Below are 13,108 nucleotides of genomic sequence, written 5' to 3'. Positions count from 1 at the left end.
TTTCAAGGAAAAATCGGTGAGCAAGAGCATTGAGCGCGTGCGCGCGGCGGCGGCGTCCGCCGGCCTGTCGATCGAGGTTCGGCGTATGGGCGAATCGACCCGCACCGCCGAGGAAGCGGCCGCGCAATGCGGCGTCGGCGTCGCGCAGATCGTCAAATCGCTGATTTTCCAGGGTGCGCATAGCCAAAAACTGTTTTTATTCCTGGTGTCCGGCGTCAACCGGCTCGATCAGTCCAAGGCGGCCGCGCTGGCCGGCGAGGAACTGGCGCGCGCCGATCCGCGGCTGGTGCGCGAACGCACCGGCTTCGCCATTGGCGGCGTGGCGCCGCTCGGCCATCTGGAGCCGGTTGCGGCCTTCGCCGATCGGGCCTTGTGCGATTTCGACATTGTCTGGGCGGCGGCCGGCGCGCACGACGCGGTGTTTTCCTGCGCGCCCGGCGCGTTGCTGGCGGCGGCGGGCGCGACGGTCGGCGACATCGCAGCCTGACGTCGACGGGTGACCGGCTCGTCCGGCTTTGCTATCATTATCCTATGTCTGGGGGGAACGCAGCGCGGCCGCGGCCGAGCGAAGACCGCGACAGGCAGGCCGAGGCGAGCCTTGTCGGGCAGTTGCGCGCCCGGGCCCTGGCAGTTGTCGAGGCCATCGAGGCCGACCGGAAGACCTTCGCCGGCATGCCGGATTTGCCGGCGCGGCGCATCCACACCTTGTTTGCCGGGCTCTATCTGCGCACGACGCAGCGCTGGATGCGGTTTCTCGGCACGCGGCGCGATCCCGAATTCGCCTATCTGACGATCATTCGCTTCTACGAGATTTATCGCGCCGCAATGCATACGCCGCTGCAAGAGCCGGTGGCCGGTCCCTGGCGGCGCTACCATGGCCTTGCCGGCGGGTTGACGATGGCCGCCCCGATTTCGTCCCATCTGCTTTTGGTCTCGCGCGGTGTGCGTGCGCATACGCGGTACGACCTTGGCGTCGCCATTGCGCGGGCCACGCACGACTATGCAAGGCTCTATGGCCGGGCGCCGGATATTGAGCGCTACAAGGAGACGATTGTCGGCCTGCAAACCGGAGCCGCGTTTCAGCACGCCGGGCTCGATTATATCGACGATCACCGGCGCCAGCAGACGGGATGGCGGCGTTTCGTGCTTGCGGTTTTCCACGCCGGCCTGCGCGGCTTGTCATGGCTGTGGATGCCGATCTTCCAGCATTGGCGGCGCGCGGCCTGGGCCGACGCCAGGCGGGCGGTCGAGCCGCCGGCGCCACCGAACGGCGACATGGCCGGCTACTGGACATTCAAGCGGTTTGGGTCCGGATAAAAAGTTCCATAATATATCTTATGCGACTTTCCCATGTAGCGGGGTGGGTTCAAGTTTGAAGTGCGACTTGCGAGAGATAACAATGGTTTATCTCACGCGAGGAACAACGGATGAAACGCACCTACTCCCAAATTGGCGTGGATGAACGCCGTAAGATCGCCCGCTGGCGAATGTCTTGACTATTTTGAATCGGTCGACGGACTGCCTCTGTCGTCGTAGCGCTGCCGTGTAGAATCTGCCCCACAGCGCATCTCTCCAAGATTGAGAAAACAATGCACCATCAAAGCATGGGAAAGCACACCTAGTGCGCCTGACCGAACAGGCCCTGCATATACACGAAAAAGTTGTTCTTGCATTTTTATACAATTTATGTGAGCATTCAATATAGCGTAATTTTGGAAGAGAAATCGAATGGTATTCGAATAAACAACTCAAAATTACACATATATACATATTTATCTATATTGTTTTCAATTAAATTCTGTTACTTCAATTAACGCATATATTAAATTGTACACCCTGTGTTTCGCCAGTTATGGCTAAATAGAGAGGATAAATTATTATGAATACAGCTTCATCCGATCAATTTAACGAGTATGCGAGTATATATGAAGATATGTCGCAATGGCCTTTCCGTAAATACATAGAAATACCAAGTGTATTTCAGGAAATCGGCGACGTTGATGGTCTGTCTATCCTGGATTTCGGGTGCGGCACTGGGATGTATGCCCGCTGGCTGAAACAGCGCGGTGCGGGCCAGGTCGTGGGGTACGACCTGACCGAAGGCATGCTGAACTACGCGCGGCGCCGGGCAGAAAAGGAGGACCTCGACATCTCCTTCGTCTCTCATCTAGGCCCTGAGCTGATCGGCCAGTTCGATCTGGTGCTTGGAGTCTACGTGCTGCCGTATGCAACGACCAGACCTGAGCTCCAGGCCATGTGCGCAGACATGGTCCGCTTGATGCGTCCCGGCGGGCGCTTGCTGACACTGCCAATACATCCCGTCTACGATCCGCATCCCAACTATTACGAACCCTACGGGTTCAGGCTGATCGCCGAAGATCCTGAGAATCCATATGCCGATGGCGAGCGTGTAAAGCTCGAACTCTGCAAGAATGGGGAACAAGGCGGCGTCTTCGCATGGTATTGGTCCGCCACTTCCCTAGAGCGGGCATTGGAGCAAGCCGGCCTTCGGTCGCTGAAGTGGCGGGAATTGAGTGCTTCGGCGTATCCAGATGCGAACCAAGCTCCCAAGGAGCTGCACGCCTATCTCCAAAGGCCACATTCGATAATCATCGAGGGTGTACGGGGTTAAAACGATGGTCGTTCCGTTGAGGGATGATGCGCGTGCGTTTTGTTCGGGTGTTTCGGAAAAGCTATGCGAACTGGACGAGCATGAATGGGATGCGCTCGTCAGTGACGAGAACTTCTACAACAGCTATCGCTGGCTGAGGGCACTGGAGCACGCATTGGGCGAAACGGATGTGCTTACCGTCCGTGGGCCAGCCGGGCTTGTTGCCGCATGTACGCTTTGGAACGGTGGCCAATCGCCTGGGCTGTTCTACTTGCCAAGCTTCGTGGCGGATATTCCGGGACCGTGGCAGCAGAAGTTCCTCTGGCTGGGCGGTCGGCGCAACACGCACAACGGAGTTTCCTGCATTGAAGGTCGGCGGAGATTCGAAGCTCAGGCAGAACTGGGACGCTGCGCATCAGACTATGCACGGGATCGCGGTTATGCAGGCTTCGTGATGCCGTATATGCCCTATTCGGCAGCGCTGAAATTCGCAGATGCCATAGGTGGAACGGTCATCCTGCATTCCGCCGAAGCTTCGTTGGAAGTGCCTGAAACGGGCCTCTCCGGTGTGATGGCGCGCTGGCGGAAACATGCTCGCGTTCAGAGCAAGTCGGAAATTGCGACGTTCCGGCGACTGGGAAGCAGGGTCGAATGGGCTGCGGCCGTGGAACTCGACGACTCGTTGGCCGCTGATCTCATCACGCAGAACCGATCGCGATACGGCGGCGTGTCGGATCACGAGTGGATGCAAAAAATCCTCGCCGGGCAGAGAACAGCTGGCGTTTCTCATTTCGTTAATGCTGCAATTTCGAAGCGCAACGACGACATCACCGCGCTGACGATCTTCTACAGCTTTGGGACGGCGCTTCACGCTCGTTACTTCGGAGCCAACTACAATCTCGATCTCAACGACTTCAGATATTTCGTCCTGAGCTTCTACGAACCTCTCGACTATGCGGCGGCGAACGGCTTCACGAAATTGCGGCTTTCAACCTCCGCTCTACGCGCAAAAGTAAAGCGTGGGGCTAAAATCGAGCCTCAAGCTCTCGTCGCCAAATGCGTGGACGGGCAGCCCATCTGCCAGCACAGTGCCAACCAGCACAATCTCCGAACGCTTAGACAGTATCAGGATGAGTTTGCAGGTCATCTCTGCCGAGATTGGGAACTTGTCGAATCCAATCCAAATCTAACAAGCTAGGGAAACCACCGACATGCTGCACCTCGTATATATCCTGCGTCCCACGGCCCACGCTCGCTCGAACCAGAAGGCATTTTGGGCCTGGGTGAACGAGCGAGAGGATTGGTTCTATTGTGGACTCGATATGGCGACCGACCCTCGCTGGTATGTCCGCACCATCGGCCCGGAAGTGCACTCCATCGAGCACTTCATATCATTCGAGGACGAGGCTGCCTGGGGAGCGTATCGGAAAGAGGTTTCGAGACGATCATCCGACCCTGCTTGGGAAAGGCGCCGCATCGAGCAAGACCTTTGGTGGGAGATCATTGAAGGCCGCCTCCTCAATGACGCGCCGGTAAGGAAAGAATCTCGGGGAGGCGGAAATGGCTAAGCTTGGTTCCGCGCCCGAAAGGGTTGAACTGCTGCTTCAGACTGCCAGGTTTGTAACACTCGCGACAGCCGATACGGTCGGAGTTCCCTGGGCATCAACCGTCAATTATGTACTGCTCCAAAACCAGGATATCCGGCTGATATGGTATTCGATGAGAGATGCACAGCATTCGCGCAACATCGAAGGAAGACCGCTCATCTCCGGATCGATCTTTCGAATGGATTTGTCGCCTGAGCAGTCGCCGGTGGGTCTGGATGGCATCCAGTTTACCGGACACTGCGGTGCAATTTCCGACGAACGAGCGGCAGATATTCATGCCAAATACTACCTGTTCAATTTTCCGGAGGAGGCGACCCGCAAGCAATGGATGATTCCACTTGAGCAGTTCATCGGAACCGGTCCGCGCCGCTTTTACGAACTGGTCATAGGCAAGCTGTGGCTGCTCGATCTTGAGCGTTGGCTCTTGGACAGAGAAGATCGCCGCTTCGAGGTCGTTGACTTGAGCACCTTGTCACCGGCGCGCCAACGCATGGATGGACGAGCATGAGCGATGTGCTCAGAAGTCTTCACGGAGGCGTGGTTGTTTCCTGCCAGGCCCTGCTGGGAGAGCCGCTGTTCGGCCAGATGTTTTTTATGGCCAAGGCTGCAGCCGAGGGTGGGGCGGCTGGCATACTCATGAATGGGTATGAAGACATCGCCCAAGCCAAAGCGGCGGTGCACATCCCCGTTATTGGCGTGATGACACAAGCCTATCCGGACGCGGAGGTGGAACTCACGCCGACAATCGAGGAGGTCGCTTCCGCCATGCGGGCTGGTGCTGACCTGGTTGCATGTGACGCAACCTGGCGCCGCCGACCCAACGGAGAGGCAATCGACGAGTTCTACCGGAAGTGCAGAGAGCGTTTCCCAAATAGGTTGTTGGTGGCCGAGGTGGCCACCGTTGACGAGGCGGTACTTGCTCGACGGCTGGGCTTCAATTGCGTATCCAGTGCAGCTTACGGCTACACGCCCGAAACCCACGGACGCAAACTCTACGACGACGATTTCGCAGCATTTCGTGAAATTCGTGGGGCTGTAACAGACTGTCCCGTGATCGGAGAAGGCGGCGTGGTTTCTCCCAGCCATGCGGCAAGATTATTGGAGCTCGGCGCAGATTTTGTGGTCGTTGGGAGCTCGATCACGCGCCCACAGACAATTACCGAGCGCTTCGCGAGCGCGATGAAGCAAGCAAAGTGCGACAGACAGCTATTGGCCAGAATATCATCGACATAGCCCGTGACAGGATCGAATGGGGCTTCGGCAGAAGTCGTCCAGGTAACCAAGCAAATAGACGATATGGTCCTGAGCGGAACAGGTGCTCATTGAGGCACTCGTCCCTCGCCACTGGCCGCCGGCCGGGTGCGAGACCGGCGGAGATTACCTTCGTCATCCCGGCAAGCGCCGGCGCGCGGCTTTTATGGCGCGCAATCGGCCATCGCGGCAAGCCGCGGGCCGACACGCCGCTAGCGCATGACGTGCACGGAACAGGCCGCGTGGCGCACGACACGAGCCGCCGTCGAGCCGATCAGATAGTCCTGCAGGCCGGGCTTGTGCGAGGCGATGACGATCACGTCGGCCTTTTTCTCTTTGGCCACGGCCAGAATGCCTGAAGCCGGCTGGCCGACCCTGACATCGATCTCGACCCCCTCGCCTTGTTCGGCCGCCATCGCCTCAAGGGTCTTGCGGGCCTCCTCGCGCGTCTTTTCCATAATCCCGCCGGGCAGTTCGGCGGCGACGAAGGTGGGAATGTCCTCCACGACGTTCACCAGCACGATGCGCGCGCCGTCATTGGCCATCTTCCTGGCCGCGGCGATCATGGTCGGCGCCTTGTCGCTGTCGGCGAGGTCGACCGGAACGAGGATCGTATCATACATGTATCGTCTCCGTTTGCGCTGCTGTTTCACATCATGCGGCACCGTGGCGGTTTCACCTTGCGATAGATCAAGACATGCCTTGCGTCCCGGAGCTTTGTCGCTTTGGCCATCTTGTTGCCCATATGATATAGTGGCCTGTGCCGGGTTTTATGGGTGGTAATGGCAATGCGACGATGCGTTAAGGCGCTCGGCATGATCGCGGCCGCAACTGTGTTTCTGCCTGTCGCGATGGCGACCGCGGCGGAGCGGGTCGCGTTGATCATCGGCAACAACGCCTATGAGAACATGACGGCGCTCAACAATCCAGTGGGCGACGCCACGCGTCTTGCCGGGACGTTGATGAGCAACGGTTTCGACGTGATGAGTTGCGACGGCCAGAAGCCGGGCTGTTTCGATCTCGATCGCGGTGCGCTTCAGGATGCGCTCGAGGATTTCGAATATATGGCCGACGGTGCCTCCGTGGCGCTGGTGTTTTATGCCGGCCACGGCATGCAGACGGCCGAGGGCAACGTGCTCGCGCCGACCGACATGGAACTGTCCTGCGGCACCTGGAAGGCGCGGCGCGAAGTGCTTCTGGACGACGTCTTGGAAGCAATGGAGGGGGCGGACCAGAAAATCGTCATTCTGGACGCCTGCCGCAACGATCCGTTCAAGGCACAGCAATGCGTCGATCGCGGCGCGCGTCCCCTCTCCTTCGACAGTTTCGCGGTGCCCGACAGCGCCTCGCGCTTCCTGCTGATCACGTCGACGCGGGCCGGCCAGCTCGCCCAGGACGGCGTGCCCGGTGCGCATTCGCCGTTTGCCGAAGCTTTGTTCCACTGGATGGAAAACGAGCCGACCGCGCCGTTCGCCCAGATGCTCGACCGGGTCTCCAAGCGGGTGATCGAACGGACCACGGCGGCGAATTTCACCCAGATTCCGGAAATCCTGATTCGCGGCGGGGCCCCAGAAGCCTGCCTGGCGGGTGATGCGTGCAGCAGCGATCCCCAGGCCGTGGCGCTGCGCGTCGAAGTCGAGAAGCTGCGCCAGGAAAACGCGCGCAACCAGGAACTGGCCGAAATCGGCGCGGCCTATGTCCGCAGCGCCGGCCTCGACGGCCAGCAGGACCTTACCCAGGAGGAGCGCCAGCGCATCCTCGATGGTATTTCCAAGGCCGGCAAGGCGCTGATCGAGCGGAACGACAACCGCGCCGAGCGTGCGCTCGCCCTGTTGCGCGAGGGCAATGAGACGGCGGCGGAGGAATTGTTCACCGAGGTTCTGGAAACCAAGGCGACCCAGGCGCGCGCCGCGGCCGAGATCGAAACCGCACAGCGGGTGGAAGCCGCCGAGGCGGCGCGCCATATCGCCTCGCTGGCCTGGCCCAAGGATGTCGGCAAGGCGGCGCGCTATTTCGGCCAGGCGGCCGAGCTCCAGCCCGAAGATATCCAGACCTGGATGAACTTCGCCTATACGTCGCGCGATTCCGGCTCGACGGCGCAGGCCTTGCGCGCCTTCCGCGAAGCCAGCACGCGGGCACGCGACGACGGCCAGATCAGCAACCGGATCTGGGCGGCCTTCGGCCAGGGCGACATCACCAAGGCGCAGGGCCGCCTCGACCGGGCGCTCGATTTCTACAAGGCCGCCGCGGCGATCTCGCAGGACTATGTCGACAAGAACCCGGACGACCCGCATGCGATCCGCAACCATTCGGTCGCCTATGAACGGATCGGCAATGTTCTGTTGAACATGGGCGACCTTGGCGGGGCCCTGGAAGCGTTTGAACGGCGTCTTGACGCCGCCGTGCAGATCGCCGATCTCGAGCCCGGCAACACGCTGTTCCAGCGCGATCTGGGCGTGGCGTGGGGCAAGGTCGGCGACGTGTTGAAAAAACAGGGCAATTTGGCCAGTGCGCTCGCCGCCTACAATGCCGGCGCCAAGCCGGTCAATCGGCTGGCGGCGAGCAACGCCAACAACACCGAGTGGCAAAGCGACCTCGCCTATTCCGCAACGCGGATCGGCTCGGTGCTGTTTGCCCAGGGATATTCGGTCGAGGCGCTGGAAGCGTTCGGCCGGGCGCTGTCGATCCGCGAGGACCTGGCCGCCGGCGATCCGAACAACATGAACTGGCGCTTCGACGTCAACGGCTCGCTGTGGAACGTCGCCGATGTCGAGGTCAGCATGGGCCGGCTTTCCAGCGCGATAGAAAAGCTGGAGCGCTCGCGCGATATCCTGCTGGAAATGGTCGCCAGCGATCCCGACAACGCGGTCTGGCGGCGCGACTATTCGGTGGTGTTCAACCGAATCGGCGACATTCGGGTCTCGCAGGGCAATCTGGCGGCGGCGCTGCGGGCGTTCTCGACTGCCGAGAAGATCATTTCCTCGCTGTCGCGCGCCTACCCGGACAATCTTGTGTGGAAACGCGACTGGTCGCTGTCGCACGAAAGGATCGGCGACGTGCTGGTTGCCCAGGGCAATCTGGCCGGCGCCCTCAATGCCTATAGCCAGCGTGCGGAAATGGCGCGCGAGCTCGCCGAAAAAGATCCGCTCAACGTCACGTGGAAACGCGACCTGTCGACCGCGCATGAGCGGATCGGCCGCATTCGCGCGGCCACCGGCGATCTCGAGGGCGCGCTGGAGGCGCACAAGGCGAGCCTGGTGATTCGCGAGGAACTGGTCGAAAAGGATCCGCAGAACGCCGGCTGGCGCTTCGACCTCTATGCCGGGCTGTGGTACGTCGCCGACGCCGAGATCTATCTCGGGCGTCTCTCCCCTGCCCGCGAAAAGCTGGAACGCGCGCACGCCATCATCAAGGAGCTGGCCGACTCGAACGACCGCAACGCGATTTGGCAGCGCGACGTGACCGTGGCGCTCGGCCGGCTCGCCGACATCATGCTGCAGCAGGGAAAATATGACGAGGCGCTTGAGACGCTGAACGACAGCCGCAAGACGACGGTCGGATTGATCGATACCGATCCGCAAAACACCATCTGGCTGCGCGACTTGGCGATTGCCGACGAGAAGATCGGCGATGCGCAGTTCTCGCTGGGTGATCTCGACGCGTCGCTGGAAAGCTATCGCAAGCGCATGGAGGTGGCCGAGCGCCTGGTGGCCATGGACGAGCAGAACCGGGCCTGGCTGCGGGATCTGTCGCTGTCGCATGAAAAGATCGGCAAGGTGCTGATAGCGCAGAAGAAAATGGACCAGGCGCTGGCCCATCAGCGCGACAGCCTGGAAATCCGGCAAAAGCTGGCCGCGTCCGATCCGCTTAACGTGACCTGGAAACGCGACGTTGCGATCGCGCACGAAAAGATCGGCGACGTCTATTACGAACAAGAGAAATATGCCGACGCCATGGCCGAATATCAGGCCCGCGCGGCCATCATCGAGGAACTCGCCAGTTCAGACCCGGCCAATCCCGACTGGCAGCGCGACGTGGCGGTCAGCCACGCGAAATTCTCGCTGATCTACCGGGCCGAAAGCGAACCGTCCAAGGCGATCGAGCATTTGCGCGAAGGCCACCGCATCATGTCCGAACTGGTGAAAAAACACCCGGACTGGTCGGTGTGGCAGAACGACGTCGCCTGGTTCGCGGGCCAGATCGAGGCCCTGCAGAACTGATCCCGCCGGCCGCCGGCCGCGCTTGCTTGGTTGCGGGCGCGGCGGTGCCCTGCCCGTGTGTGTCCGCGAGTGCGCACGCCGGGCGGCGGCTTGTGGCCGCCCGGCGTGCCGCGGCCTCAGTCCTTGAGGATGAAGGTCACTTTCATGTTGACCCGATAGGCGGCGATCTTGCCGTCCTCCACGGTGACCTTCTGTTCCTGGATCCAGGCGCCGGTGACGTGTTTCAGCGTCTTGACCGCGCGCGCGATGCCCTTTTCGACGGCGTCGTCGAAGCTCTTTTCGGACGATGCGGTGATTTCGGTGACGCGTGCGACTGACATGGATGCCTCCTTGAATGAACCGGGGCGAGTCTAGAGTATCGGACGGGGTGGCGGAACCGGGTTTCGCCAAAATCGGCTTTGCCGACAAAACCTTAGAGTTCGTGCGACGGGTCCGTTTTGAAACCGGCGCGCGTGAGGGTCAGCCCTTGGCGATCCGGTCGAGCGCGATCAGCTGCTCCAGCAGTGCCGGCATGTCCTTCAGCGGCACCATGTTCGGCCCGTCCGACGAGGTCGAGTTGTCGGGGTCCTGGTGGGTTTCGATGAACACCCCCGCCACGCCGACGGCAACCGCCGCGCGCGCCAGCGTCGCCACGAAACGCCGCTCGCCGCCGGAGGTGGCGCCCTGCCCGCCCGGCTGCTGGACCGAATGGGTGGCATCGAAAATCACCGGAGCGCCGGTCTCGGCCATGATCGGCAGGGCGCGCATGTCGGAGACCAGCGTGTTGTAGCCGAAGGATGCCCCGCGCTCGGTCACCAGCACGTTGGGATTGCCCGAGCCCGTGACCTTGGAGACGACGTTCTTCATGTCCCAGGGGGCGAGAAACTGGCCTTTCTTGACGTTGACGATCTTACCGGTTTGCGCGGCCGCGACCAGGAGATCGGTCTGACGGCACAAGAAGGCCGGGATTTGCAGCACGTCCACCACCTCGGCCACCGGCGCGCACTGTTCGGCGGTGTGGACATCGGTCAGAACCGCGATGCCGAGTTCCGAGCGCAGGTCGGCGAAGATCGGCAGGGCGGCGTCGAGGCCCGCGCCCCGCGTGCTGGTCAGCGCGGTCCGGTTGGCCTTGTCGAAGCTGGTCTTGTAGACGAAGCCGAGCCCGAGCCCGGCGGTCAGTTCCTTGAGTGCGCCGGCCATGTCGAAGGCGTGTTGCCGGCTTTCGAGCTGGCAGGGACCGGCAATCAGCGCCAGCGGCGCGTCGTTGGCGAAGACGGCGCCGCTGTCGAGGGTGATTCTTCGATTGGGCGTCATGATGCTGTTCCGGTCTCGGTGGAGCCGGCTTCGCGCGGCCCGGCTTCAAAAAGAATGTCGGCGCCCTGCCCAGCCGCGCGTGGCACAAACAGGCCGGCGCCGACGAGGCGATTGGCGATGCCGCGACTTGTCAGAAGCGCGCGGACGACGTCGATGGCGTCGACCGCCACGCGTATCAGCGCAAAACCGGCACGTCCGCAGTCGGGCTCCGCGCCGAAGCGTCGGCGATAGGCGTCCGGCCGCATCACGTCGATCGCGGCGTTCGACAGTACCAGCGCGGCCGCCTCCGCGTCAGGCTCCGTGCCGTTGCCGACCTTGGCGATCCTGGCGATCGCATCGCGGACCGAGACCGTGTCGTCGGCGACCACGACCGCGCCGGCCAGGCCGCGAGCGCCGTTTTCATGGGCTTCCAGCGCCGTGCGGTCGACGGCCGGGACGCCGATACGCTGACAGGCGAAGAAGAACGGCTCGGCGAGCCCGGCGATGGTGGCGAAGGCGAGCCTGAAACTCGCCTCGCCCGCCTTGCCGTCGGCGTCGAGGAAGGGGCGGGTGAAGAAAAGCGGTTTTCCCGGCGACATGCCGCCCGAGACGTAGCGCGCGTGGTCGGCCTCGGCATCCGCCGTGGCGAACACGATGGCGGAAAAACCCTCCTGGCCGCGTGCGCGCCGAAAGGCCTCGTCGCGGGCCACGAACACATTGCCGTCGGCGATCGCGGCGATGCACCGGTCCCGATCGCCGATGGCGAGCGGCTCCAGAAAACAACCATCCGAAAAATAGACGCAGCGGTTCACCGTGCCAAACGGATGGGTGCCTTGCGGCGCGACGGTGAAGCCCAGGGCGCAGAGGCGGGCGCTGGCGGTCTCCAGATCGGCCGTCGGCAGCACCAGGTGATCGAGCGATAGCGCGGATGAGGGAGCGGACATAGCGCCCATCTGCCTCAACTGGGCGCGCGGTGCAAGTCGGTCCCGGCCGGCTTGCCGCGTCTGGCGACTGCGTCCGCACGATCTCCGGCAACGACCGCATTCGTTCCCTCAGCGCATGGACGGGCTCCAGATTTGCCGGCGTCGCGGTTGCAATCGCATGTGATGTGAATAGCCTTGGGAAAGCCTGGCGTGGCATGGTCCGCCGGGATTGGGGAAGAAGATGGGCGTGGGTATATGGTCGGATCGTGGGGTGAATGGCGCAAGGCCGTGGCGTGGCAGCCGGGTCGCGGTGGGTACAAGGACGCAAAAATCCTGACCGCACTTGGCAGGGGCGTTTTCAGCCTGTGCCTGGTGCTGCTGGTTACGGCCTGTTCGACGTCGGAAACGCTGCGCACGGCGGTGCCGAGCTCGACCTCCTCCTCGTCGCCGAAATATGCCGCGATCGTGGTCGATGCGCAGGACGGGCGCGTGCTTTTCGCGCGCAATGCCGATTCCGCCCGCTACCCGGCCTCGCTGACCAAGATGATGACGCTTTATCTCTTGTTCGAGGCGATGGAACAGGGCCGCGTGAGCCGCGACACGCCGATCCCGGTCTCGGCCTATGCCGCCAGCCGGCCGCCCTCCAAGCTCGGCCTCAAGGCCGGTCAGCCGGTGCCGGCCGACATCGCGATAAGGGCGCTGGCGACCAAATCGGCCAATGACGTCGCCACCGCGGTGGCGGAGTTTCTGGGCGGAACCGAGGAGCGTTTCGCTGCGATGATGACGGCCAAGGCGCGCCAGCTCGGCATGGTCGGCACGGTGTTCCGCAACGCGTCCGGCCTGCCGGATTCGCGCCAGCGCACCACCGCGCGCGACATGGCCAAGCTCGGCATGTCACTCAGGAGGCGTTTCCCCGCCTATTATCCCTATTTCTCGCTGACCAGCTTCGCCTATCGCGGCAAGACCATCCGCGGCCACAACAAGGTTTTGGAAACGGTGCGCGGCGCCGACGGCATCAAGACCGGTTATACGCGCGCCTCGGGCTTTAACCTGGCGACATCTGTCGACCGGGACGGCCGGCGTGTCGTCGCCGTGGTGATGGGCGAAAAGACCGCGCGCGCGCGCAACGCCCACATGGCCGAGTTGATCGAGGCCTATCTGCCGAAAGCACGCTCGCGGCGCGGCCAGGGCCGCATCGCAATCGCGCGCCCGTAATCGGGATTG

At 62.2% G+C, this 13,108-nt stretch carries 12 protein-coding genes and 2 pseudogenes; 9 read left to right on the top strand and 5 right to left on the bottom strand.

The genetic code is table 11. The features are described 5' to 3' along the window. Positions 1-16 precede the first annotated feature (16 nt). Positions 17-487: a YbaK/EbsC family protein gene (locus EP380_RS10985; protein ID WP_106569937.1), complete on the top strand. Its 471-nt coding sequence runs from the start codon at positions 17-19 to the stop codon at positions 485-487. 44 nt (positions 488-531) lie between these two features. After that, the gene (locus EP380_RS10980) at positions 532-1,317 is read left to right on the top strand and encodes a DUF5995 family protein (RefSeq protein WP_127598597.1); all 786 of its coding nucleotides are present in this window, start codon (positions 532-534) and stop codon (positions 1,315-1,317) included. Positions 1,318-1,462: 145 nt separating this feature from the next. Here the strand turns inward: EP380_RS10980 and EP380_RS23990 are convergent. Then, a pseudogene (locus tag EP380_RS23990) lies at positions 1,463-1,561 on the bottom strand (IS481 family transposase); the annotation flags it as partial. Positions 1,562-1,879: 318 nt separating this feature from the next. Between EP380_RS23990 and EP380_RS10970 the strand changes: the two are divergent. Genes EP380_RS10970 through EP380_RS10950 form a run of 5 tightly spaced genes read left to right on the top strand, consistent with a single transcriptional unit; the run spans position 1,880 to position 5,451 of the window. Beyond that, positions 1,880-2,632 (top strand): class I SAM-dependent methyltransferase, encoded by a 753-nt coding sequence (locus tag EP380_RS10970; protein ID WP_127598595.1) that lies wholly within the window; start codon positions 1,880-1,882, stop codon positions 2,630-2,632. A gap of 4 nt (positions 2,633-2,636) precedes the next feature. Continuing rightward, entirely contained in the window at positions 2,637-3,809 is a 1,173-nt protein-coding gene (locus tag EP380_RS10965; RefSeq protein WP_127598593.1) for a hypothetical protein, read from the top strand. Positions 3,810-3,822: 13 nt separating this feature from the next. Next, positions 3,823-4,179, top strand: coding sequence for a hypothetical protein (locus EP380_RS10960; protein WP_127598591.1), 357 nt, complete (start codon positions 3,823-3,825; stop codon positions 4,177-4,179). Then, a complete protein-coding gene (locus tag EP380_RS10955) occupies positions 4,172-4,726 on the top strand; it encodes a pyridoxamine 5'-phosphate oxidase family protein (RefSeq protein WP_127598589.1) in 555 nt (184 codons plus the stop codon). Before EP380_RS10960 ends, EP380_RS10955 begins: the two co-directional genes overlap by 8 nt. After that, positions 4,723-5,451, top strand: coding sequence for a putative N-acetylmannosamine-6-phosphate 2-epimerase (locus EP380_RS10950; protein ID WP_127598587.1), 729 nt, complete (start codon positions 4,723-4,725; stop codon positions 5,449-5,451). Before EP380_RS10955 ends, EP380_RS10950 begins: the two co-directional genes overlap by 4 nt. A 230-nt stretch (positions 5,452-5,681) precedes the next feature. Here EP380_RS10950 and EP380_RS10945 read toward each other — a convergent pair whose 3' ends face one another. Further along, complete coding sequence (locus EP380_RS10945) at positions 5,682-6,092, bottom strand: universal stress protein (RefSeq protein WP_106569353.1); 411 nt, start codon at positions 6,090-6,092, stop codon at positions 5,682-5,684. 165 nt (positions 6,093-6,257) lie between these two features. On the opposite strand from EP380_RS10945, the gene EP380_RS10940 reads away from it, so the two are divergent. Beyond that, positions 6,258-9,689 carry a caspase family protein gene (locus EP380_RS10940; protein WP_164749829.1) on the top strand — a complete coding sequence of 1,144 codons (3,432 nt, stop codon included), beginning with the start codon at positions 6,258-6,260 and terminating at the stop codon, positions 9,687-9,689. A gap of 116 nt (positions 9,690-9,805) precedes the next feature. On the opposite strand, the gene EP380_RS10935 is transcribed toward EP380_RS10940, so the two are convergent. From EP380_RS10935 to EP380_RS10925, 3 genes are all read right to left on the bottom strand, one after another. Beyond that, entirely contained in the window at positions 9,806-10,009 is a 204-nt protein-coding gene (locus EP380_RS10935) for a dodecin family protein (protein WP_106569355.1), read from the bottom strand. A 139-nt stretch (positions 10,010-10,148) separates the two neighbouring features. Next, positions 10,149-10,982 (bottom strand): 3-deoxy-8-phosphooctulonate synthase, encoded by an 834-nt coding sequence (gene kdsA / locus EP380_RS10930; RefSeq protein ID WP_106569356.1) that lies wholly within the window; start codon positions 10,980-10,982, stop codon positions 10,149-10,151. Beyond that, complete coding sequence (locus EP380_RS10925; RefSeq protein ID WP_164749828.1) at positions 10,979-11,905, bottom strand: VOC family protein; 927 nt, start codon at positions 11,903-11,905, stop codon at positions 10,979-10,981. Before EP380_RS10925 ends, kdsA begins: the two co-directional genes overlap by 4 nt. Before the next feature lie 309 nt (positions 11,906-12,214). Here EP380_RS10925 and EP380_RS10920 point away from each other — a divergent pair. Next, positions 12,215-13,093 (top strand): annotated as a pseudogene (locus EP380_RS10920) (D-alanyl-D-alanine carboxypeptidase family protein); the annotation flags it as partial. Between the last annotated feature and the right edge of the window lie 15 nt (positions 13,094-13,108).

It is taken from the genome of Nitratireductor alexandrii (genome assembly GCF_004000215.1).
Classification (GTDB): Bacteria; Pseudomonadota; Alphaproteobacteria; order Rhizobiales; family Rhizobiaceae; genus Mangrovimarina; species Mangrovimarina alexandrii.
The sequence above is the reverse complement of the archived record's forward strand: the minus strand, read 5'-3'. Positions and strand labels throughout refer to the sequence as shown.